A 21,399-nucleotide genomic window follows, 5' to 3' on the forward strand; every position below is an offset into this window, starting at 1 on the left:
ACCGGGCAAAATTAGTTGCCGGTCAGCTTCTCGCGCAGAGCGGCAAGAGCCTCGTCCGAAGCAAGCGTGCCTGCACCGGTCTCGGCTGCAGCGGGCTCGGAGGAGTAGCTGGTGGTGCCGGAATCGCTGTCGCCGGACGTTGCAGCTGCAGCGTCGTCGGCAGCGTGCTGGGCAACCTGCTTCTTGTGTGCTTCCCAGCGGGTCTGGGCGTCAGCGTACTGCTGCTCCCAGGCGGCCCGCTGGTTCTCGTAGCCTTCAAGCCACTCGTTGGACTCCGGGTCGAAGCCCTCCGGGTACTTGTAGTTGCCCTCTTCGTCGTACTCAGCGGCCATGCCGTACAGAGCCGGATCGAATTCGGTGGACTCGGCGTCAACGCCCTCGTTAGCCTGCTTGAGGGAGAGGGAGATGCGGCGGCGCTCGAGGTCGATGTCGATGACCTTGACGAACAGCTCGTCACCAACGGAGACAACCTGCTCAGCCAGCTCCACGTGGCGGACAGCCAGCTCGGAGATGTGCACGAGGCCTTCGATGCCGTCTTCGACGCGAACGAACGCACCGAACGGAACGAGCTTGGTGACCTTACCCGGAACAACCTGGCCGAGGGCGTGGGTGCGGGCGAAGGTCTGCCACGGATCTTCCTGCGTAGCCTTGAGCGACAGGGAAACGCGCTCGCGGTCCAGGTCGACCTCGAGAACCTCGACGGTGACTTCCTGGCCAACTTCGACAACCTCGGACGGGTGGTCGATGTGCTTCCAGGACAGCTCGGAAACGTGAACCAGGCCGTCTACGCCGCCCAGGTCCACGAATGCACCGAAGTTGACGATGGAGGAAACGACGCCGGGACGAACCTGGCCCTTTTCCAGCTTGTTGAGGAACGTGGAGCGGACCTCGGACTGGGTCTGCTCGAGCCATGCACGGCGGGACAGCACAACGTTGTTGCGGTTCTTGTCCAGTTCGATGATCTTGGCTTCGATCTGCTGACCGATGTACGGAGCAAGGTCGCGCACACGGCGCATCTCGACGAGGGATGCGGGCAGGAAGCCGCGCAGACCGATGTCGAGGATAAGACCACCCTTGACAACCTCGATGACGGTACCGGTGACGACACCGTCTTCTTCCTTGACCTTCTCGATATCGCCCCAGGCGCGCTCGTACTGAGCACGCTTCTTGGAGAGGATCAGGCGGCCTTCTTTGTCTTCCTTGGTGAGCACCAGGGCTTCGACCTGATCGCCAACGGAGACGACGTCTCCGGGATCAACGTCGTGCTTGATGGACAGCTCACGGGAGGGGATGACACCTTCGGTCTTGTAACCGATGTCGAGCAGGACTTCGTCGCGGTCGACCTTGACGACGGTACCTTCGACGAGGTCTCCGTCGTTGAAGTACTTGATGGTGGCGTCGACTGCTGCGAGGAAGTCCTCAGCGGTACCGATGTCGTTAATCGCGACTACGGGGGTACCGGGCTTCTCGGTGGAGGTGATGGTCATGTAGTAGGGGCTCCGTTGTGGATAGTTAGTCGGTCAGGCGGACCGCCGCACGCCCGTATGGACGGGGGCGCGGGTGATGGCAGACCACATGGACCTGCCAGGTTCATCCTGATTGTGTGGATTCCAGATACGTGCACGTAGTACACGCCCGTTTATTCTAGTCGTACGCTCCAACGCCGGTCAAAGCGGCCGGCACGGCTGCCGGCCGCTTTAACGCAGGTCAGGCGGCAGTCGGACGGTCGGGTAACCGCTCAGAAATGCGTGAGGCAGTGGGGCGCCCGCTCGACGGCGAACATACGGGCGGCGCGGAACGCTGCGTCCGGCGTACGCTCGAGGATGCGTCCCGAGTCAACCAACGTCACTGGATGCACACCACCCAAGTACATCGAGGACAATGCCGCCACATCCATTTCAAGGTCCGCTGCGCTGGTGCCCGCGTCCGCGACCACCGCGGATCCTCCGCTCACGTCGAGGGCGAATGTGCCGGCCGTCAGGCCGAGGGGATCGGCAACTTTCAGCACAAGCCGCCCGTCAGCCGGGTAGTGGCGGGCTTCCAGGGCCTGCTTCACATCCAGGATCCGCAGCCAGAGCATGTCCCTGGCAGCCGACGCCTCGACACAGCGGGCGTCCTCGAGCGCCCAGCTGAGCGCGTCGTCCACCGGGGCCTCCTCCCAGGAAACCTGTTCCACCAGGTCGATGGCCCCAAGGTACTGCCACAGGTCGAGGTACGCCGGACCGGTCGCGGCCACCAGGTCAAGCACTTCCATGGTGTAGGGCTTGCTGGACCAGCCGGAAAACTTATAGGAGACGTAGCCGTCCACCTCGCCGTCGTGCCCGTAATGCAACGCGACCTTCACCTTCGGGTCCTCGCCGCCGTCCCGGCTGATGGATCCCGAAATGAACTCCCGGTAGAACTCGTGGCGGTCGATTGACCCCGGCGTGAGGCGGTGCTTCCGGTCAAAAACCACCGGAGCCACGTCCAAGAGTACTTTGGGGTCGGCCACTTCTACGCTGCCCACGGGAGTGTGGTTCAGCTTGAACCTTGTTGTGGTGTCAACTTTGATGGATTGCTCGGAGGTCGCCACGCCAAATCCGAACCGGCCGTAGATCGACGCCTCGGAGGCCGTGAGTGCGGCCATGGCCAGGCCGTCCTGACGGGCCAGCGCCAAGTCTTCGACCATCATGCGGCGCAGCAGCCCGCGGCGGCGGTGGGAAGTCCGTACAGTCACCGCCGTAACCAGCCGGGTGGGCATCAGCCGTCCGAATCCGATGTTCAGGCTCTTGACCAAGGTTCCGAAAGTGGCGACAGGTACGTCGGCGCCCAACGAATGGCCGGCGACCGATCCGGTTTGGTAGACGCCGGTCATCACCCGCCTGTCGGCGCGCTGCATCTCGATGCCCTTGTCCACCCGCTCATCCGTGCGGCGGGCATCGTGAAAGCCGAAGGCCACGGCCCGCATCCAGGCAACCGACTGCGGGTACGCAGGATCGTCTTTGGCCGCCGGCTCAAATCGCCGGATTTCATAGTCCGCACTCAAATTAGGCACAGTCCCGAGCCTAACCAATCCATCCGGCGCCTGGCCAGCATCAACACGCCTGCGCCGGCGGGAGGCACGTCAGAGCTGCCGCACGGGCTGTCGGAGGATGGTTTTGAGCTTTTCCGGCGCCACCCTGCGGGCGTCGCTGAGGTAGATCTCGTGATGCGGGCCGCCGAATCCGAAACCGCTGGCCGGCATGAACTCATGGTGCAGGCGGTGCAGCGTGGGAGCCTCGTCGTCGTAGCTGCCAATGTGCAGGATCTGCACCGAAAGTCCTTCGTCGAGGGTCCCAAGTCTGAGCTGGTCCAGCCCGGGAACTTTCTTCGAAGCGGCCTTCGCGAGGCCGTCCTGCACCTCGGCGGAGCCGATCCAGTCCGGCTGCGTGATCATCATGGTCCATTTCCAGCTGTCCTTGTCGCCCCGGGTGAAGGCCTCAGGATCGTCGGCTGTCCACAGACCCTCCAGCGGCCCGACGGCGTAATCCCGGCCCGCGTGCTTGCTGGCGAACTTCACGGCGTAGGAGACCGAATACAGCGCTTCCAGGGCAGTGGCGTACGTGGGCGCTGTCCCCGGGTTGCCGTGCCCGTCCAGCATCAGGTAATTCAGCGGAGGAACATTGACCACCTCGAAGTCCCGGGCACGGGGCGCGTACAGCTCCTTGAACTGTTTCCTGATGTCGTACTTGTCCATCGCGCCCCGCCCCTCCGCTCCTGTGCCCCTGACCGTCCTAGTGGCCGGCGTCGTACCAGCTCGGACCGACACCGATCTGGACGTCCAACGGAACGCTCAGGTCCGCGGCGGAGCCCATCTGCTCCGTCACCAGCTTCTCCACCGCTTCCCGTTCGCCGGCCGCCACTTCAAGCACCAGTTCGTCATGGACCTGCAGCAGCATCCTGGACTTGAGGCCTTGTGCCTTGAGCTCGGCGTGCACACCCAGCATGGCCCGCTTGATGATGTCTGCCGCCGAACCCTGGATGGGCGAGTTCAGCGCAATGCGCTCCGCGTTTTCACGCAGCTGGCGGTCCGTGCTCGTCAGGTCCGGGAGGTACCGGCGGCGCCCCTCGATAGTGGCGGTGTAGCCGTCGATCCGGGCCTGGTCCACCACACCGCGGAGGTAGTCGCGGACGGCGCCGAACCGGTCGAAGTACTCCTTCATGAGGGTCCGTGCCTCGTCAACGGAAATCTCCAGCTGCTTGGAGAGGCCGAACGAGGTCAGTCCGTAGGCGAGTCCGTAGGACATGGCCTTGACCTTGGACCGCATGGCACTGGTCACCTGGTCAGTGGGCACATGGAAGATGTTGGAGCCCACGAAACGGTGCAGGTCTTCCCCGTCCTTGTACGCCTGGATCAGGCCGGCGTCCCCCGAGAGGTGGGCCATGATGCGCATTTCGATCTGCGAGTAGTCCGCGGACAGCAGGCAGTCATAGCCCTCGCTGACCACAAAGATGCCGCGGACGCGCCGGCCTTCCTCGCTGCGGATGGGGATGTTCTGCAGGTTGGGGTTATTGGACGAGATCCGGCCCGTGGCTGCGACGTTCTGCGCATACGTGGTGTGGATCCGGCCGTCCTCCGTGACGGATTTCTTGAGCGTCTCCAGCATCTGGCGCAGCTTCGACGACTCGCGGTGCGCCATCAGCTGGACCAGGAATTCGTGCCCGGTCTTTTCCAGCAGGTTTTTCAGTGACGCGGCATCCGTTGTGTAGCCGGACTTGATTTTCTTGGTCTTCGGCAGCTGGAGTTCGTCGAACAGGACGGTCTGCAGCTGCTTGGGCGATCCGAGGTTGACCTCGTGGCCGATCGCCGCGAAGGCCAGCTCCTGGGCGTTGTCGATCACCTTGGCAAGATCCGCCAGCTGGTCGTCCATGCGCGGCATGTCGATGGCGATTCCGGCAAGTTCCATGTCGGCAAGAACCCGGCTGACGGGCAGCTCGAGGGTGGTCAGCAGGTCCGCGGCTTCGCGTTCCTTCAGTTCCGATTCGAAGTATCGGCTCAAGGCCTGCACGACGGCGGCCACCCGGACCAGCTCGCCGGCAGCGGCGGCGTCGTCGCCGTCGAACGACAGCTCCAGCTGGCCTGCCTTGGCGGTCTCGGGCGAGATGCTTATGTTCAGGTGGTGTTGGGCCAGCTCAGCGAGCTCGTAGGTGCGGCGGTCGGGCTGGATGAGGTACCCGGAGATTGAGGTGTCATCCACTACCCCTTCCAGGCCCAGGCCACGGCTGGACAGGGCCTTGATGGCGGCCTTGTAGCCGTGCATGACCTTCGGCGATTCCCCGTCCCGCAGCCAGTCAGCCAGGACGTTTTCGGCTGCGGCGTCCTGGGTGGCGAGGTCGATGTAGACGGCGGCGTCGTCACGGACAATGGCCAGTGCGGCGGCGTCCTCGCCGATACGGCCCGGAACGAGGTCGACGGCGACGGCGGACCGTTTGCCTGCGCCTGCGGCCAGGAAGGCGCTCAGTTCCGTTGCGCCGGCGGGGGTGACGAAGTCCGGTGTGTCGATGCTTTCGCGCTCAGCGGATTCCACTTCCTCGCTGCTGTAGAGGGCAAAGAGCCGGGTGCGGATGGTCTTGAATTCAAGGTCGTCGAACAGCTGTTCCAGGGCGGCTTCGTCCGGCCGCGGTTCCGCGAGTTCGTCCAGCGTTACCGGGAGGTCCAGGTCCGTGTGGAGCCTGTTCAGCCGCCGGTTGCGCTTGACGTCCTCGACGTTTTCGCGCAGGGCGTCCCCCACCTTGCCGCCGATCGCGTCGAGGTGCTCCAGGACACCCTCCAGACCGCCGTACAGGTTAATCCATTTGGCCGCTGTCTTGGGCCCGACGCCGGGAACACCGGGGAGGTTGTCCGCGGACTCCCCCACCAGGGCGGCAAGATCCGAGTACTGCGGCGGCGTCACAAAGTACTTCTCCTGGATGGCTGCAGCATCCAGGCGCGGAATGTCGCTGACGCCTTTCCGGGGGTAGAGCACAAACACGTTGTCGGTGATGAGCTGGAAGGCGTCACGGTCACCGGTCACCAGGAGCACCTCGTGGCCGGCCTTTTCTCCCATGGCGGCGAGTGTTGCCAGGATGTCGTCAGCCTCATAGCCCGGCATTTTGATGGTCTTGATGCCCCAGGCCTGCATGACCTTGTCGATGAGGTCGATCTGGCCGCTCATCTCGCGGGGCGTTTCGTTCCGGCCGCCCTTGTACTCGCTGTACTCGGCCTTGCGGTGGGTGGTTTCATCCGAAACATCGAAGGCCACGGCGATGTGCGTGGGCTTCTGTTCCTTGATCAGGTTGATGAGCATGGACGTGAATCCATGGATCGCGTTGGTGTGCTGCCCGTTTGCGGTGGAGAACTTGTCCGCGGGCAAGGCGAAGAAAGCGCGGAAGGCCATCGAGTGCCCGTCCAGGACGAGGAGGCGCGGCTGGTCCGTGATGGGAATCACGGGTGCTTCAGTGGCGGAAACCGGCTCCGCGGTACGCGTGGTTTTCCGGGCGGGCGTGGCCGCAATCACTGATTCGGACTCAGTCGCCGGGAGGATGTCTGCTGCAGAGGGGGCTAGGGCCGGTTTGGTAGTTTCACTCACAGGTGCCAGCCTAGTTCCCATGATGGACAATTTCACGCCCGGCCGGTTCGCCGGTGAACTGGCGGCCGCCGGTATTCCGGAAGAACTGCACGATTGGCTGGGCGAGTACGGCGTCGGCGCGCTGGTGGTGAAGATGGGAATCCACTTCATCGAGATGAGCCCGGAACGCACTGTGGCAACCATGCCTGTCGAAGGCAACACCCAGGTGGCCGGGATCCTGCACGGCGGGGCCCACGTGGTGCTTGCCGAGACGCTCGGCTCGTTTGCTGCCGGGATGCACGCCGGCCCGGGACGGCAGGCGCTTGGAATCGAGGTGGGGGCAACGCACCACCGCGCCATCGCCTCCGGGACGGTGACCGGTACCTGCACGGCCATCCACCTGGGCCGGACGCTGACCACCCATGAAATCGTGATCACGGATGAAAAGGGGCGCAGGCTCTCCACCGCGCGCATCACGAACCTGATCCGGGATATCACTTCCTGACGATCCCGTCCTTACGGCTTCCTGGCGACAGCTCAGTCCGAGGCCGCGCCCTCGGGTCGACCGCTGTCGGACTCGACGCTGCCAAGCCGGTATCGCAGCTCGACGATCCCCCGACCCATGGCGTTGGACGCCACCAGTTCCATTGGGCGGGTGGGACCGGCCGTGATCGGCAGCACGGGCTTACCCGCGCCGAGCACCACCGGAATGATGGAGACGATAATTTCGTCCAGCAGGCCGGCGTCGGCGAACTGGGCCGCGAGCTCTCCGCCGCCCACCAGCCAGACGTTCTTCTCCCCCGCCTCCGCCGCGAAGTCGTCCATGAACTCGCGGACGTCACCCCGGACGAATGTGACGTTGGCCCCCCGCGGTGCGGAGTGCTCGTGATGCGTGAACACCCAGCATGGCGTGTCGGGATAAGGCCAGTTGCCTGGCTCGTGCTCCATCAGCCAGGCGTAGGTTTCCCCGCCCATCACGATGCAGCCGACATCGGCCATGAACGTTTCGTAGCTTTCCCGGCCGCCCTCGAACCCGTCGAACTCGAGGAGCCATGCCAGGTTGTCGTCGGACGTGGCGATGAATCCGTCAAGGGATGAGGCCACGAAGTACTGAAGACTGGACATGGCCCCAGCCTAGTCATTTCGACTCGGGGTTCCCATACTCCACGCGCGTGCCGGGATCATCACGCAACACCACCACCTTGCCGCTCCGAAGCGTCCAGCCCTCATTGAGGAGAAAGATGCGTCCGCCGCTCACCACCAGGAGCCGGAGGCCGGTGTACTGATACACCGGATGCTCTGCCGTGCCGCTGGACTGTTCGAGCACGTTGGGTGCGCTGATACCCAGCCGGTCCTTGCTGTAGACAACCGCGGTGGGCAGGAGCATGGACCGCTGTTCATAGCTCACCGCCAGTCCCCGGCCCAGCGCCTGTGCGTAGTCCGATGTGCCCCAGAACAGCAGCAGGCTCACCAGGCAGAAGATGAGCGTCTTTTCGGATCCGCGGGAAAGTGCGGCAGTGCTGCGTTCTGGCCCTTCCGTGGCGCGCCGCCACAGGCTCAGGCCCCATGCGGCCAGCAGGACCCCGGCAGCCATGATGTACGGGACAAACAGCACGGTCCGTTCGGGCTGGAGGATCACCACCAGCCACATGGCCGCGGCACAGGCCAGCCCGGCAAACAGGATCACTGCGGCCAGCCGCCGGATCCCGGTGACGCGGCCGGCTGTGAGGTGCCCGGCCAGGAACCGGTCCAGGGCGAGCCAGAGGACGGCCAAAATCAACAGCCAGACCAGCGGGATGAACAGTGAGGGGATACTCCTGAGGACGAAATCCTGCACGGTGTACCCGAAGAGGCTGACGTCCAGCCCCATCGCCTTCGCCTGGGCGTCGGTCCGCGCCCAGCCGAAGTAGACCAGCAGGGCCGTGGAAATGGTCAACGGCGGACCGATGACCGCCAGCATGTCGACGGCGCGTTTCCAGCGCGGATCCGCCACCGGTTCACTGCTCATGACCGCGCTCATGACGGCGGCGGCAGCAACAGCGGGGCTTCGGCTGCCGGGGGTCCGACTGTCGGAAGTCCGGTTCCGGGCGGGTCGGAGGGCGGGGACGTGGTCGGCGTTGTGGGTGAGGGATCCGGCGTCGTGGGGTCGGCATAGAACAGCACGGCTTCACCGGACACCGGGGGTGTCGCCTGCACCGTCACCCGCGCGGGCCCGATGCCGGCTGCGGCCGGGGCGTAAAACACGAATGGGCCGAACTGCTGGCCCTCAAATTCAACCGGATTGCCGTTCACCAAAACGTTGTCCACGTTCACGAAGAACCCTTCAAGCCGCACCGGCGTTCCCCCGCCCGCGGGGACGGTGGGCGCGGGAGCACCGGCATGGGGGCCGTCGAGGACCGTCAGGCCTGTCAGCCGCCGGGGGCAGTCATCACCTGCGCCTGAGGCATCCACCAGGAGCTGGACTCCCGGGTTGGCGGTCCGCAGATCCACGGCCTGGCGCAGGGATTCGGTGACCTTGATTTCCCAGCACCTCCCGGGCGGCAGGCCAGGGATGCCGGCCAGCGCAGTTTGGGCCCGCTGCCAGTCTTGGGGCAGGTCAGTGGCCAGCGCAAGGCAAGTGGCCTCCGCAGCGGTCCACACCGCGGGAAAGCCCGTGTTGAGGGTGGAATCCCGCAGACCGTCGCAGTCCCGGTTGCGGAGGAGTTCGTAAAGCGTTCCCTCCGGCGGGTCGGTGGGGGCAGCAGGACCGATGGGGATCCAGCGAATGACCGGCGCACCAGCTACAGGCGGGCCGTCTCCGGGGCCGGGCAACGGCCCGGCAGTGGCGTCGCCGTTGGCGGAGGCACTGCCGGTAGGATCCGTGGCGGAGGGGGATGCCGACGTCGTTGTACTTGTCGGGGACTCCGGTGACGGGGACGGAGGGCTGAAGCATCCACTGGTGAGGAGCAGCAGGCAAACGGCCGCCGCGGTCCTTGCTGTTCGGGCAGTTGCCCCGGTTTGACTGTGCATGACAGACCCACCTGCTTGCGGTTCCCGGCAGGGGAACCGGCCTGGATAGAACCCTTCGGGATGGCTCCCGGCATGGGCCGGCGGTGGAGCCGGACCAAACTCGCTGAAACAGTGTTAACTATTCCCCCGATGGGCCATATCCGCCAGAGCAGCCCCTTGCGCTCCAGCCTTAACCGGGTTCACCGACCGACCCCGAAGCAAGGACGGAAGCCGGCCCTGCGGAGGCAGCTACTTGCTGAAGTACGGAATGATCAGGTACAGGCCGAACAGCACCGCGAGCCCGCAAAGGCCGAAGCAGACGTAGGCGAGGGATTTCATCCACCGCGGCGTGGCCTGCTCGGGATCGCCGGCGATGGCGGTGAAACGCACTCCTACGGAGTACAGGACAACCACTGTCACTGCCGCAACGAGGGTGGCTCCGGCCACCTGGATCAGTTCGATCCATTTCATTACTGGACACCCTTCGACTTGTTGGCGCGGCTGGCGGCCATTGCCTTCTTCTTCCGGAAGCGGACCGCCTGTCCGGCTTCTTCGACTTCCACGGCATTGTGGTGGCCGACGTGGGATTTGCGGGATTGGAAGAACATAAACAGTACTGCGCTGGTTCCGGCTACGGCGGCGATCAGAACGCCCACAACGCCGGTCTTGACCAGCAGGGCGGTGAGGGCGCCGACGATTCCGGCGGCGGGGAGCGTGAAGAGCCAGCCGATGGCGATGCGGCCGGCGGTTCCCCAGCGCACCGAGGTGCCCTTGCGGCCCAGTCCGGAGCCGATCACGGATCCGGAGGCCACCTGCGTGGTGGACAGCGCGAAGCCCAGGTGGGAGGAAGCGAGGATGGCTGAGGCAGTGCTGCTTTCCGCTGCGAACCCCTGGGCCGGTTTGACGTCGGTGAGGCCCGAGCCCATGGTGCGGATGATCCGCCAGCCGCCGGCGTAGGTGCCGATGGCAATGGCGAACGCACAGGCTGCAATCACCCAGAACTGCGGGCCGGAACCCGGCTGCTGCGTTCCGGCGGCGATCAGCACCAGGGTGATGATGCCCATGGTCTTCTGCGCATCGTTGGTTCCGTGCGCGAGTGCCACCAGGCTGGACGTGAAGATCTGGCCGGTGCGGAAGCCGCCGCGCTTCTGCGTGAGCTTGCTGCCGGTCTCGGGGTCGTGCCGGGAGGTCAGCGCGTAGGCAAGACGGGTGCAGATGTAGGCCACTCCAGCCGCGATGAGCGGGGCGAAGATGGCAGGGAGGATGACCTTCTGCATCAGGGATTCGAAGTTCACCGAATGGATGCCGATTCCGGCGATAGCCGCACCGATCAGGCCGCCGAAGAGGGCGTGCGACGAACTGGACGGGAGCCCCTTCAGCCACGTGATCATGTTCCAGAGGATGGCGCCCATCAGGCCGGCAAAGATGATGTCCGGCGTGATCTGGATGCCGTCGGACCCTTCCTTGATGATGCCGCCGGAAACGGTTTTTGCCACTTCCGTGGACAGGAACGCTCCGACCAGGTTCAGGACCGCTGCCAGGGCAACTGCCGTCTTGGGTTTGATGGCACCGGTGGCAATTGGCGTGGCCATTGCATTGGCGGTGTCATGAAAGCCGTTGGTGAAGTCGAAAAAAAGTGCCAGCGCTATTACCAGCGCCACCATGAAGGTGATTTCCACCTGTTGCCCAATCTGCAGAGTCGACGGTCAGCAGTTCCACTTCCCCGTGCCCCGGCCGCACGCAGGATTGTTCCAGGTGTTTTCTGGAAGTTCATACGGTGTTGTTCGGAAGGGGCTTGAAACCCTAACGATCGTACGCGTCAACGCCGGAACGACAAAACACCATAAGCTCAAAGGAAAGCACGCACGGAGTCCAGCTCCGCCCGGGACAATCCGCGCCTGGGATGCGGGGAAATCAGCAGCAGGCGGCTGCCAATGATGGATGCCCAGGCGCGGGCCTCAGCTTCGTAGTCGAGCTGGTCATCGATCCACACCGCACGGTCCGGCGCTGACGCCTCGATGTCCCGCTGCAGGGCCTGGAGTTTCCACCAGCTTGCGCCTCCGCCCAGTCCATCACTGGCCAGGACGGGCCATTCCTGCCCTGCGAGGCCAATCGCCGGGCACAGGTATTCGGGCGCCATCTCCTCCCAGCTGGTCAGCCAAACGCACCGGAGACCGGGCGTCCTGGAGAGCCTGTTGAGGGACTCGACGAGCTCCCCGGCGTACGCAACCTCAAGCAGTCCGGCGCCGGAAATCCGCCACCGGCTCCCCCAATCCGTGGCGCCTGTTGCCCCGAAAGGGCAGATCACGCCGTCGACGTCGAGGTACAGGGAGACATTCATCACGGCACTGTCCTTCCTCCCCGGTGCAGAACGGGAGCCGTGCGCGGTCAGCGCAGCTGGATGTCCGTTGCCTCGCCGGCGCCGAGCACCCGCGCGACCTTTGCTTCCAGCGCAGCGATGGTCGGCTCCGGCAGGACGATCAGGCCTTCCAGCTCATGGCGTGCCCGTTTGTAGGCGGTCTGCCGTTCCGCCGGGGTCGCGGCCTCATCCTCGGCGATCCTCAGTAATTTCCGCGCCCTGGCGAGGCGGTCGCGTTCCGGTCCCGAAAAGTTGCGGTCCTTGATGCGCCTGGCCTCCCGTTCGGCCACGTCGAAAGCGACCTGGAAACTGTTCACAGCGGCCCGGTACTCGTCCATCCGTACCTTGCTCGTGACGTCCGCCGCCGCCGCCGGCCGCAAGCCGTCGGCCTCCCGTTTGGCGCGCAGGAAAGCGACTGTCAGAGGTTCGCGGACGTCGGTCATCACCGGGTAGTCGATGAGCTTCCCGACGTCCAGTTCGTAGTCCAGCCAGCGCTTGTTGATGTCCGAATGGGTGTCCATCAGCAGCTGGACCTCCGAGGCGGTGGCCTGTTCGGCCTGGACGGCCTGGTGCTTGAGCTTGTACAGCTCCACTTTGCGCTGGTGCCGGCGCTCGCTGGCCTTCGACCACGCACGCAGCCAGCCCCCTGCCATCCCGCTAAGCGGGAACACCAACCACCAGTAGTGGGCGAAGAAATCCATAAGGGGCTCCACGCTTCAATCCTCGCATCGCGCGCAGCCCGCCTCAAGGGGATTCAGGGGCCGCTTACGGTCGTGGGCTGGCGTGCCCGCAGCGTCCCGCCGGATTTGGCCGCGCCGCTATTCCTCGTGCTTGACCTTGTGCACCAAGGTGACAACTGTCGGGCACGGAACCCGCAACAGCACTGCGTGGGCCGTGGATCCCAGCAGGAGCCTGCTGAAGCCCCCGCGTCCGCGGCTGCCGATCACCAGGAGCCGGGCGCTCGCGGCGGCCTCCACGAGCGCCTTGGCCGGATCCGTGTCTTTATCGAGCTGCTGATTCACTGCGAGGTCCGGATACCTGTCCCGCAGGCCCGCGACCGATTCAGCGAGCACGATCCTGTCTTCTTCCTCGATGACTTCCGCAAGGCCGCTGGCGGGCAACCCGCTCTGGACCCATCGGGCCGGGCGCCGGAAGGCAAGCAGCGCAGTCAGCTCGTCGCCTTCGCGGTCAGCTTCCGAGGCGGCAAATGCAACAGCCTGCAGGGACTCCTCCGAACCATCAACGCCGACCACCACGCCGCGGCCCTCGGGTCCCTGCCCCTGCGGAATAACCGCCACCGGGCTATCCGACGCGGTAACGACCTGAAGGGCCCGGTCCGTCATGGGGCCGCCGTCGGCCCAGTGGCGGTGGTGCGAACCGATGACCACCATGGAAGCGTCCTTGGACATTTCCTTCAGGGCTGAGCCGGCGCTGCCGTGCCGCAACTGTACGTCGACCGTCACGCCGGGTGCCTTCTTCGCGGCATCCTCCTGCACCTGCCTCAGCAGCTCCATGCCTGATTCCCGGATCAGTTCGTGATACTGGAAGTCCGGCGACATCCACCGGTCGTCCACTGCGTGGACGCCGATCACCGGCAGCTTGAGCCTGGCCGCCCGGTGAAGTGCCCACGACATAGCGGCCTCGCTGCCGGCGGAGCCGTTAATGCCGACGACGATTGGTTTGCTCATTGTGGATCCTGCTCTTCTTCATCGCGTTTTCAGGGATCAGCACGCCGAACTGCCGCTGACACCTTCAGTGTGCTCCGGGGGAAAGACAGCGGTTAGGGCCTTAAGCCCCGCACACGGACGCACGACGGCGGCGGGCGCCGCCGTCGTGCGTCCGGTATTTGCTTACTGCTGGGCGCCTGCGATGTTCACGAGCCAGGCGACACCGAACTTGTCCGTGCACATGCCGAAGGTGTCGCCCCAGGGAGCCTTTTCGAGCGGCACCGCCACAGTGCCGCCGTCGGACAGTTTCTCCCAGTACCCGCGGAGTTCGGCGTCGTCCTCGCCGCTGAGGGAAACCGAGAAGTTGTCGCCGGGGGTGTAGCTCATGCCGTTGGGCGTGTCGGCACCCATGAGCACCAGGCCGGAGTCGGTGGTCAGCATGCCGTGCATGATCTTCTCCTGCTCGGACGCATCCTCGCTGGCTTGGAACTCGCCGAAAGTGCTCAGTGCCAGTTCGCCTCCAAATACGGACTGGTAAAAGTTCATGGCCTCCCGTGCATTGTCCTTGAAGCCGAGGTAGGGATTGAGTCTGGTGGTCATATTCAGGTGTCCTCTCGTACCGGTCGATACCCGGACCGCCTGTGGATCACGTGGCCACCCGGGCTTGGAACACTTCATATGTTGCCCCAGACCCGCGGGGCTGCATAGGGCGGGCCGCGTGGGCAAGTGCACAATTCCCTGCCGGGGCCATAAGCTCAGGGCATGGCGAGATATTTTGACGTGCACCCCGATGATCCCCAGCCGCGAGCGGTAGGACAGATAGTGGAGCTGGTGCGGTCGGGCGGGCTGATCGCCTATCCCACGGACTCCTGCTACGCCCTCGGTGCGCAGCTGGGCAACCGTGAAGCCCTGGACCGCATCCGTGCCATCCGGCAGCTGGACAGCAAACACCACTTCACCCTGGTCTGCAAGGATTTTGCCCAGCTGGGCCAGTTCGTGCAGATCGACAACGACGTATTCCGCAGCATCAAGGCGGTGACGCCGGGCAGCTACACCTTCATTCTTCCTGCCACGAAGGAAGTGCCCAAGCGCCTGCTGCACCCGAAGAAGAAGACGGTTGGCGTGAGGATCCCGGACAATGCCGTGGTCCAGGCGCTGCTGGCCGAACTGGGCGAGCCGCTGCTTTCCAGCACGCTGCTGCTGCCCGATGAGGAAGATCCGCTGACCCAGGGCTGGGAAATCAAGGAACGGCTGGACCACGTGGTAGACGCCGTGGTTGATTCCGGGGACTGCGGGGCGGAGCCGACGACGGTCATCGACTTCTCCGGAGGTTCGGCAGAAGTGGTGCGGCGCGGCATGGGCGATCCATCCCGGTTCGAGTAACTGCCTTTTCGGTGGGGAGGCGTCCGGGAGCGGGCGCCCGTTCCCGTCAGTCCCGCCCCCGTCAGTCCTTCTTGCGCGCGCGGCTGGGCTGCACGCGCGGCGGTTCACCGGGCATCTTCGGGTAGTCGGGCGGGAACGGCAGTTCCCCGAGCCCGGATCCGACGTCGCGTTCCCACCACTCGAGCAGGACGTCGATTTTTCCCGGTTTGGCCTTCATGTCCGCCCACGGGTCCCCGACGGTTTTCAGCCGTTCAGGGACGGTGAGAATGGTGAAGTCCTTCGGATCGGCGTTGCCCAGTTCGTCCCACGTGATGGGGCAGGAGACGGGGGCGTGCGCCAGGGCGCGGGGGCTGTAGGCGCCGGCTATGGTGCGGTCGCGGTTGGCCTGGTTGAAGTCCACAAATACCCGTTCGCCGCGCTCTTCCTTCCACCACGCCGTGGTGACCTTGTCCGGCATCCGCCGTTCCAGTTCACGGGCAGCGGCGATGACGGCGTGGCGCACATCCAGGAATTCGTAGGTCGGCTCCACCGGCGCATAGACGTGCAGCCCCCGGTTGCCCGAGGTCTTGATGAACGTGGTGAGGCCGGCTTCTGCCAGCACATCCTTCAGCTCAAACGCAGCGGGGACCGCGTCGTCGAAGTCCGTTCCGGGCTGGGGGTCCAGGTCGATCCTCAACTGGTCCGGGTTGTCGGTGTCTCCGGCCCGGGAGGGCCAGGGGTGAAACACCACGGTGTTCATCTGCGCGGCCCAGATCGCAGCGGCCGGCTCGTCAAGGACCAGCATGGGATGCGAGCGCGCACTTGGAAACACCACCTTCACCGTCCGGATGAAGTCCGGTGTGCCTTTAGGCGGATTCTTGGAGAAGAATTGCTCGCCGTCCACGCCGTCCGAAAACCGCTGCAGTGCCACCGGCCGGTCACCGTTCGCCGCGATGAAGGCCTCCCCCACTTCCGCCAGATAGCGCGCCAGGTCCAGCTTGGTCAGGCCGAGATCCGGCCAGAGGACACGGCTGGGACTCGAAATGCGCATGTCGCGGGGGCCGTTCGGCCCGTCAACGGTGAGGGTGGTCGCTTCGCTCGCCATGGGGACAACCTACCCCGCCCGATGCGCGGCGTCAGCAGTTGGCGCCCGAAACGAAGAAACTAGTTCCTTTCCACTGGGAACGCCCGGGTCCGTCTGTAAGGATGTGAACGGACCGGACGCCGCACGGCTCCCGGCACGACGTCGAAGGAGACCCGTTCCATGGTTGAAGCCGCTGGTGTGGACCAGGCATCGAGGCAGCACGCACTGAGCGCTTTGGTGGCGCAGACGGACCCCACGCCACGGGGGCGGGACACCGCCGAATTCCAACAGCGCTTCGACCGTCACTTCCCCGACCTGTACCGGCTCTTCCATTCCCTGTACGGCTCGCGCCCGGACTTCCAGGACCAGCTGACCGCGCTGGTCCTCCAGGCTGCCCGCTCCTGGAACGAACGCCCGGCGGAACTGAAGGCACTGGATGCGGAACGGGAGAACAACGCCGGCTGGTTCCAGTCGAACGGCATGCTGGGCGGCGTCTGCTACGTGGACCGGTATGCGGAGGACCTTGAAGGAGTCCGCGGCAGGATCCCCTATTTCAAGGAGCTCGGCCTCACCTACCTGCACCTCATGCCCCTGTTCCTGGCACCCGAACCGCATTCCGACGGTGGCTATGCGGTCTCCAGCTACCGTGACGTGAACCCGAAACTCGGCACCATGGAACAGCTGCGGGAACTCGCTGCAGAGCTGCGGGACAACGGCATCAGCCTGGTGGTGGACTTCATTTTCAACCACACCTCGGATGAGCATAACTGGGCCAGGCGCGCTGCCGAAGGGGACCCCGAGTTCAGTGACTACTACTGGATCTACCCGGACCGGACCATGCCGGACGCCTTCGAACGAAACGTGCGGGAGATCTTCCCGGACGACCACCCCGGTTCCTTCGTGCAACTCCCTGACGGACGGTGGGTCTGGGCCACGTTCCACACCTTCCAGTGGGACCTGAACTATTCCAACCCGGACGTCTTCCGGGCCATGGCCGGAGAGATGCTCTTCCTGGCCAACCAGGGGGTGGAGATCCTCCGGATGGACGCCGTGGCCTTCATCTGGAAGCAGCTTGGGACCCCCTGTGAGAACCTTCCCGAGGCCCACACCCTGCTGCAGGCCTTCAACGCCGTCTGCAGGCTCGCAGCGCCGTCGTTGCTCTTCAAGTCCGAGGCAATCGTCCACCCGGACGAAGTCGCCCTGTACATTGATCCCGCAGAGTGCCAGCTTTCGTACAACCCGCTGCAGATGGCACTGATCTGGGAGGCCATGGCAACCCGCGACGTGTCCCTGCTGTCGCAGGCACTGGAGCGTCGGCACAATATTCCGGCAGGCACGGCCTGGGTGAACTACGTGCGGAGCCACGACGACATCGGCTGGACGTTTGCCGACGAGGACGCCGCGGAGCTGGGCATCAACGGGTTCGACCACCGCCGCTTCCTCAATTCCTTTTACGTCAACCGCTTCCCGGGCAGCTTCGCCCGCGGCGTTCCGTTCCAGGACAACCCGCGGACGGGGGACTGCCGGATTTCGGGCACGACGGCGTCGCTCTGCGGCCTGGAGGACGGCACGGCCGAGTCAGTCCGCAGGATCCTGCTGGCGCATTCGGTGGCCTTCAGCACCGGCGGGATCCCCCTGCTGTACCTGGGTGACGAAGTGGGGCAGCTCAACGACAACGGCTATGCCCACGAGGAGGGCCACGGCGCGGACAGCCGGTGGGTGCACCGGCCGCACTACCCGGAAGGCCGGTACGCGAGCCGTCACGACCAGTCGACGCCGGAAGGCGCGGTCTTTGAAGGGCTGCGGTTCATGATCGCCGCGCGGTCCCGAACTCCCGAATTCGCCGGGACCCGGCTAGTCCATTTCGACACGAAGAACCGGGCTGTGCTGGGCTACCAGCGGCCCGGAAGCAACACGCTCATTCTCGCGCTCGCCAATTTCAGCGACGAAAACCAAACGGTCACCGCCGAGACTCTCTCGGGATTCGCTGCCGAGGCGGTCGACATCCTGACCGGCAAGCCGGTGCGCATCGGCGGAGGGTTTATGCTCAAGCCGCAGGAGTTCGTCTGGCTGCGGGTCACCCCGGCACGCAGCTAGGTGCTGGCATCATTGACTCATGCCCCTACCCGAGTCCCCCGTAACCATCACCGTCGGCGATCTTCAGGTTTCCGGCCTCTACGCCCGGCCGGACAACCCGTTCGCCACGCTCGTTCTTGCCCACGGCGCCGGCGCCGGGATGGAGCACCCCTTCATGGGCGGCTTCACCCAGGCGTTGAACGACGACGGCGTGGCCACCTTGCGCTTCAACTTTCCCTACCGCGAGGCCGGACGGAAGTTCCCGGACAGGCCGCCCCTTGCGATAGCCACATGGCGCGCAGCCATGGAGGAGGCCTCCGCCAGGGCGGCCGCGCACTCGGACACCGGCCCGCTGTGGGCGGCGGGCAAGTCGTTTGGCGGACGCATGGCCTCGATGGCCGTCGCCGAAGGAATGCCGGCGGCCGGGCTCGTCTACCTGGGCTACCCGCTGCATCCCCCGGGCAAACCGGAGAAACTGCGCGATGAGCACCTGTACGGACTGACCCTGCCGATGCTTTTCCTGCAGGGGACGCGGGACACGTTTGCCACCCCTGAACTGCTGGAGGGTGTGGTTGCCCGGATCGGGCCAACTGCCACTCTTCACTGGTACGACGGCGGCGACCACTCGTTTGCGGTCGCGGGCAAAAAGCGAAGCGCCGAGGAAATCGGTGCGTCCGCAGCAGCACCGGTCGCGGCCTACCTGCGCTCGCAGGCGCAAGGCCCGCAGGGCTAGGAACTGCACGGCTAGCGACTGCGCGGCCAGCGACCGCAGGGCCAGCAAGCGCGGGCCACACAAATCATTGCCGCGGAGCAGTGTGGCCCATGTTCGGAGGCAGCGGCTCGTGGCGCAGGTAGGTGCGCCGGAAGCGGCCGGTGCCCGCTGTCAGTGCCCGGAGTTCCACTGCGTAGCGCAGCAGTTCCTGTTCCGGGATCTCCGCGCTGATCTCGGTGCCGCTGCCGTCTGCCGATGCGGTTCCCGTCAGCCGCCCGCGACGGGAGGACAGATCGCTCATCACCGCTCCCACGTAATCGTCAGCGACGCTGATGGTCACCGCCAGGACGGGTTCCAGGAGCTGGATCCGGCCCGCGGCGGCGGCTTCGCGCAATGCCAGGGCACCTGCCGCCTGGAAGGCCGCGTCCGAGGAGTCCACGCTGTGCGCCTTGCCGCCGGTCAGCGTCACGCGGATGTCCACCACCGGGAACCCTGCTGACACGCCCTTCTGCATCTGGGCCCGGACACCTTTCTCCACGGAACCGATGTATTGCCCCGGGATGACCCCGCCCACCGTCTTGTCAACGAACTCGAAGCCCGCGCCGCGTTCGAGTGGCTCGACCTCGATGTCGCAGATGGCGTACTGTCCGTGTCCGCCGGACTGTTTGACGTGCCGGCCGTGGCCCGATGCCGGTGCCACGAACGTTTCCCGCAGCGGCGTAATCACTGGCACCGTCTGCAGTTTGACCCCCTGGTCCCGCAGCCTGTCCAGCACCACTTCGCCGTGGGCTTCGCCCATGCACCACAGGATCAGCTGGTGGGTTTCGGAGTTCCGTTCCACTCGCAGCGTCGGATCGCCGGCTGCCACCTTTCCCAGGCTCTTGGCGAGGGCGTCCTCATCACTGCGCGAGGCCGCTTCCACGGCCAAGGGCATAAGCGGCTCCGGCATGTTCCACGAAACCACCACCAGTGGTGCCTCCTTGGCGGACACCGTGTCTCCTGTCTCGGCGCTGGCCAGCTTGGCGATGGCGCAGATGTCCCCCGCAACGCAATGCGGAACCGCCTTCAGGGTGGAACCCACCGGAGAGTAGAGGTGGGTGAGGCGTTCGTCGCTGTCGTGGTCCTCGTGGCCCCGCTCGGACAGCCCCCGCCCACTGACGTGAACGGCAGAATCCTCCCGCAGGGTGCCGGAGAACACGCGTACCAGGCAGACACGGCCAAGGAACGGGTCGATGGTGGTCCGCACCACCTCGCCGGCCAAGGGACCCGCCGGATCGCACGCCAGTGGCGCTGCCGCCGCGCCGGAGAGGCTGGTTACCTGCGGCAGGCTGCGCTCAAGCGGAGACGGAAATGCGCGGGTCAGCATTTCCAGGAGTTCGGTCATGCCCAGGCCTGTTTCGGCGGACGTTGCCAACACGGGAAAAAAAGTACCGCGGGCGACGGCGGTCTCCAGATCGCTGACCAGGGCGTCGACGTCGATCTCCTCGCCGCCGAGATAGCGGTCCATCAGGGTCTCGTCCTCGCTCTCCGAGATGATCCCTTCGATGAGCGTGCCGCGTGCGCTATCGGACGCAGCGAGCTCCTCCGCGCCCGCCGCCCGCACGTTCGGCGTCGGGGAGCTTTCTGAATAGTCCGAGACTGTTTGCGAGAGCAACCCCAGCAGCCCGGTGATGGCATCCCCGGTGCGCACGGGGAGATACGCCGGCACCACTAAGTCCCCGAATGCGTGCTGGCATGCGGCCACGGCGGCCTCGAAATTCGCGCGCGGGTGGTCCAGCCTGCTGATCACGACAGCCCTTGGCATCCCCACCTGGTCGCACTCAGCCCACAGCGCTGTGGTGGCGGCGTCGATGTCCTCGATGGCCGACACCACGAACAGGGCAGCGTCCCCGCCCCGCAGGCCCGCCCTTAGTTCACCGGTGAAGTCGCCGTAGCCCGGCGTGTCGAGAAGGTTGACCTTGATGCCGTCCACCACCAGCGGCGCCACGGAGAGCACCACCGAGCGCTGTTGGTGCACCTCGGAGGGCTCGGCGTCGCTGACAGTGGTGCCGTCCTCGATCGAACCCATCCGTGAGATGACTCCGGTCGCTGCCAACAGCGCTTCCAGCAGCATCGTCTTTCCCGCGCCGGAGTGGCCCACGAGAACTACGTTGCGGACTTTCTCGGGTGCATCGGCAGGAGCCCCGGCTGCGTCCGCCCGCCGGGATTCAGAGGTGCCGCGGGCCGGGCTCTTGGCCCGGCCATTTGAGCCTTTTACCGACATGAGCAACTCCAGGCGTCTTAGTCGTGAGCCGCCGCGCGGCCTCTGTAAGACGATTCGACACCCTGAGGCTGCCGAACTTCAAGAGGAAGTCGTGTCGCCTTTTGCCTGCACGGCTAGGGTTCGTCGTGCCACCAGCCTTCCCAGGGGGTGGATGAGAGCTGGCCGCTGGGAAATGCACCCATGGAGCCGGCCCCGCCAATGTGAGGGTCCTTGTCCTTCCAGCCGGCATGAAGGGAAAGTGTCAGAGTGCTCAAAAGCGTCATCATGGTGTGTCCTTTCGTTCGCTGCGTGGACCCCGATGTCCAGGTAGGAATGAGCCTAA

20 protein-coding genes are annotated in these 21,399 nt (G+C 65.3%); 4 read left to right on the top strand and 16 right to left on the bottom strand.

Going from position 1 to position 21,399, the window contains the following annotated elements; genetic code table 11:
• Nucleotides 1-11: 11 nt before the first annotated feature.
• The 4 genes from rpsA to polA form a co-directional block, all read right to left on the bottom strand.
• Nucleotides 12-1,487 (bottom strand): 30S ribosomal protein S1, encoded by a 1,476-nt coding sequence (gene rpsA, locus J2S97_RS05160; protein WP_305940977.1) that lies wholly within the window; start codon nucleotides 1,485-1,487, stop codon nucleotides 12-14.
• A gap of 251 nt (nucleotides 1,488-1,738) precedes the next feature.
• Nucleotides 1,739-3,025, bottom strand: a complete 1,287-nt coding sequence (locus J2S97_RS05165; RefSeq protein ID WP_307047768.1) for a GNAT family N-acetyltransferase — start codon at nucleotides 3,023-3,025, stop codon at nucleotides 1,739-1,741.
• 78 nt (nucleotides 3,026-3,103) lie between these two features.
• The gene (locus J2S97_RS05170) at nucleotides 3,104-3,715 is read right to left on the bottom strand and encodes a GyrI-like domain-containing protein (RefSeq protein ID WP_307047200.1); all 612 of its coding nucleotides are present in this window, start codon (nucleotides 3,713-3,715) and stop codon (nucleotides 3,104-3,106) included.
• Nucleotides 3,716-3,752: 37 nt separating this feature from the next.
• On the bottom strand, nucleotides 3,753-6,395 hold the full coding sequence (polA, locus tag J2S97_RS05175) for a DNA polymerase I (protein ID WP_373460508.1): 2,643 nt from the start codon (nucleotides 6,393-6,395) through the stop codon (nucleotides 3,753-3,755).
• Between the two features lie 211 nt (nucleotides 6,396-6,606).
• Here polA and J2S97_RS05180 point away from each other — a divergent pair, with 211 nt between their 5' ends.
• Complete coding sequence (locus J2S97_RS05180; RefSeq protein ID WP_307047202.1) at nucleotides 6,607-7,071, top strand: hotdog fold thioesterase; 465 nt, start codon at nucleotides 6,607-6,609, stop codon at nucleotides 7,069-7,071.
• Between the two features lie 32 nt (nucleotides 7,072-7,103).
• On the opposite strand, the gene J2S97_RS05185 is transcribed toward J2S97_RS05180, so the two are convergent.
• From J2S97_RS05185 to J2S97_RS05225, 9 genes are all read right to left on the bottom strand, one after another.
• Entirely contained in the window at nucleotides 7,104-7,691 is a 588-nt protein-coding gene (locus tag J2S97_RS05185) for a dihydrofolate reductase family protein (protein WP_307047204.1), read from the bottom strand.
• Nucleotides 7,692-7,704: 13 nt separating this feature from the next.
• A complete protein-coding gene (locus J2S97_RS05190; RefSeq protein WP_307047205.1) occupies nucleotides 7,705-8,574 on the bottom strand; it encodes a hypothetical protein in 870 nt (289 codons plus the stop codon).
• Nucleotides 8,575-8,582: 8 nt separating this feature from the next.
• Nucleotides 8,583-9,575 (bottom strand): hypothetical protein, encoded by a 993-nt coding sequence (locus tag J2S97_RS05195; protein WP_307047206.1) that lies wholly within the window; start codon nucleotides 9,573-9,575, stop codon nucleotides 8,583-8,585.
• A 228-nt stretch (nucleotides 9,576-9,803) separates the two neighbouring features.
• On the bottom strand, nucleotides 9,804-10,025 hold the full coding sequence (locus tag J2S97_RS05200; protein ID WP_307047207.1) for a hypothetical protein: 222 nt from the start codon (nucleotides 10,023-10,025) through the stop codon (nucleotides 9,804-9,806).
• Nucleotides 10,025-11,233 carry an inorganic phosphate transporter gene (locus tag J2S97_RS05205; RefSeq protein ID WP_307047208.1) on the bottom strand — a complete coding sequence of 403 codons (1,209 nt, stop codon included), beginning with the start codon at nucleotides 11,231-11,233 and terminating at the stop codon, nucleotides 10,025-10,027. Before J2S97_RS05205 ends, J2S97_RS05200 begins: the two co-directional genes overlap by 1 nt.
• Nucleotides 11,234-11,403: 170 nt before the next feature.
• Entirely contained in the window at nucleotides 11,404-11,895 is a 492-nt protein-coding gene (locus J2S97_RS05210) for an HAD domain-containing protein (protein WP_307047770.1), read from the bottom strand.
• A 47-nt stretch (nucleotides 11,896-11,942) separates the two neighbouring features.
• Entirely contained in the window at nucleotides 11,943-12,626 is a 684-nt protein-coding gene (locus J2S97_RS05215; RefSeq protein WP_307047210.1) for a hypothetical protein, read from the bottom strand.
• Between the two features lie 105 nt (nucleotides 12,627-12,731).
• On the bottom strand, nucleotides 12,732-13,601 hold the full coding sequence (locus J2S97_RS05220) for a universal stress protein (protein ID WP_307047211.1): 870 nt from the start codon (nucleotides 13,599-13,601) through the stop codon (nucleotides 12,732-12,734).
• 162 nt (nucleotides 13,602-13,763) lie between these two features.
• Nucleotides 13,764-14,180 carry a VOC family protein gene (locus tag J2S97_RS05225; protein ID WP_307047212.1) on the bottom strand — a complete coding sequence of 139 codons (417 nt, stop codon included), beginning with the start codon at nucleotides 14,178-14,180 and terminating at the stop codon, nucleotides 13,764-13,766.
• Between the two features lie 162 nt (nucleotides 14,181-14,342).
• On the opposite strand from J2S97_RS05225, the gene J2S97_RS05230 reads away from it, so the two are divergent.
• Nucleotides 14,343-14,963, top strand: a complete 621-nt coding sequence (locus J2S97_RS05230; RefSeq protein WP_307047214.1) for an L-threonylcarbamoyladenylate synthase — start codon at nucleotides 14,343-14,345, stop codon at nucleotides 14,961-14,963.
• Nucleotides 14,964-15,024: 61 nt separating this feature from the next.
• Here J2S97_RS05230 and ligD read toward each other — a convergent pair whose 3' ends face one another.
• Nucleotides 15,025-16,047 (bottom strand): non-homologous end-joining DNA ligase, encoded by a 1,023-nt coding sequence (gene ligD / locus J2S97_RS05235; protein ID WP_307047215.1) that lies wholly within the window; start codon nucleotides 16,045-16,047, stop codon nucleotides 15,025-15,027.
• A gap of 159 nt (nucleotides 16,048-16,206) precedes the next feature.
• On the opposite strand from ligD, the gene J2S97_RS05240 reads away from it, so the two are divergent.
• Nucleotides 16,207-18,123, top strand: a complete 1,917-nt coding sequence (locus tag J2S97_RS05240) for an alpha-amylase family protein (RefSeq protein ID WP_307047216.1) — start codon at nucleotides 16,207-16,209, stop codon at nucleotides 18,121-18,123.
• A 19-nt stretch (nucleotides 18,124-18,142) separates the two neighbouring features.
• Nucleotides 18,143-18,835: an alpha/beta hydrolase family protein gene (locus J2S97_RS05245; RefSeq protein WP_307047217.1), complete on the top strand. Its 693-nt coding sequence runs from the start codon at nucleotides 18,143-18,145 to the stop codon at nucleotides 18,833-18,835.
• Nucleotides 18,836-18,899: 64 nt separating this feature from the next.
• On the opposite strand, the gene J2S97_RS05250 is transcribed toward J2S97_RS05245, so the two are convergent.
• Nucleotides 18,900-21,077, bottom strand: coding sequence for an elongation factor G-like protein EF-G2 (locus J2S97_RS05250; protein WP_307047219.1), 2,178 nt, complete (start codon nucleotides 21,075-21,077; stop codon nucleotides 18,900-18,902).
• A 113-nt stretch (nucleotides 21,078-21,190) separates the two neighbouring features.
• Nucleotides 21,191-21,343, bottom strand: coding sequence for a hypothetical protein (locus tag J2S97_RS05255; protein ID WP_307047221.1), 153 nt, complete (start codon nucleotides 21,341-21,343; stop codon nucleotides 21,191-21,193).
• Nucleotides 21,344-21,399 lie beyond the last annotated feature (56 nt).

Origin of the sequence: Arthrobacter oryzae, assembly GCF_030812315.1 — a bacterium.
GTDB classification, from domain to species: domain Bacteria; phylum Actinomycetota; class Actinomycetes; order Actinomycetales; family Micrococcaceae; genus Arthrobacter; species Arthrobacter oryzae_B.

Bases quoted from the DNA above. Each gene is read 5' to 3' on its own strand.
- rpsA (WP_305940977.1), bottom strand. From the start codon at position 1,487: ATGACCATCACCTCCACCGAGAAGCCCGGTACCCCCGTAGTCGCGATT.
- J2S97_RS05170 (WP_307047200.1), bottom strand. From the start codon at position 3,715: ATGGACAAGTACGACATCAGGAAACAGTTCAAGGAGCTGTACGCGCCC.
- polA (WP_373460508.1), bottom strand. From the start codon at position 6,395: ATGGCCTTCCGCGCTTTCTTCGCCTTGCCCGCGGACAAGTTCTCCACC.
- J2S97_RS05180 (WP_307047202.1), top strand. From the start codon at position 6,607: ATGATGGACAATTTCACGCCCGGCCGGTTCGCCGGTGAACTGGCGGCC.
- J2S97_RS05185 (WP_307047204.1), bottom strand. From the start codon at position 7,691: ATGTCCAGTCTTCAGTACTTCGTGGCCTCATCCCTTGACGGATTCATC.
- J2S97_RS05190 (WP_307047205.1), bottom strand. From the start codon at position 8,574: ATGAGCAGTGAACCGGTGGCGGATCCGCGCTGGAAACGCGCCGTCGAC.
- J2S97_RS05195 (WP_307047206.1), bottom strand. From the start codon at position 9,575: ATGCACAGTCAAACCGGGGCAACTGCCCGAACAGCAAGGACCGCGGCG.
- J2S97_RS05200 (WP_307047207.1), bottom strand. From the start codon at position 10,025: ATGAAATGGATCGAACTGATCCAGGTGGCCGGAGCCACCCTCGTTGCG.
- J2S97_RS05210 (WP_307047770.1), bottom strand. From the start codon at position 11,895: ATGAATGTCTCCCTGTACCTCGACGTCGACGGCGTGATCTGCCCTTTC.
- J2S97_RS05220 (WP_307047211.1), bottom strand. From the start codon at position 13,601: ATGAGCAAACCAATCGTCGTCGGCATTAACGGCTCCGCCGGCAGCGAG.
- J2S97_RS05225 (WP_307047212.1), bottom strand. From the start codon at position 14,180: ATGACCACCAGACTCAATCCCTACCTCGGCTTCAAGGACAATGCACGG.
- J2S97_RS05230 (WP_307047214.1), top strand. From the start codon at position 14,343: ATGGCGAGATATTTTGACGTGCACCCCGATGATCCCCAGCCGCGAGCG.
- ligD (WP_307047215.1), bottom strand. From the start codon at position 16,047: ATGGCGAGCGAAGCGACCACCCTCACCGTTGACGGGCCGAACGGCCCC.
- J2S97_RS05240 (WP_307047216.1), top strand. From the start codon at position 16,207: ATGGTTGAAGCCGCTGGTGTGGACCAGGCATCGAGGCAGCACGCACTG.
- J2S97_RS05245 (WP_307047217.1), top strand. From the start codon at position 18,143: ATGCCCCTACCCGAGTCCCCCGTAACCATCACCGTCGGCGATCTTCAG.
- J2S97_RS05250 (WP_307047219.1), bottom strand. From the start codon at position 21,077: ATGTCGGTAAAAGGCTCAAATGGCCGGGCCAAGAGCCCGGCCCGCGGC.
- J2S97_RS05255 (WP_307047221.1), bottom strand. From the start codon at position 21,343: ATGATGACGCTTTTGAGCACTCTGACACTTTCCCTTCATGCCGGCTGG.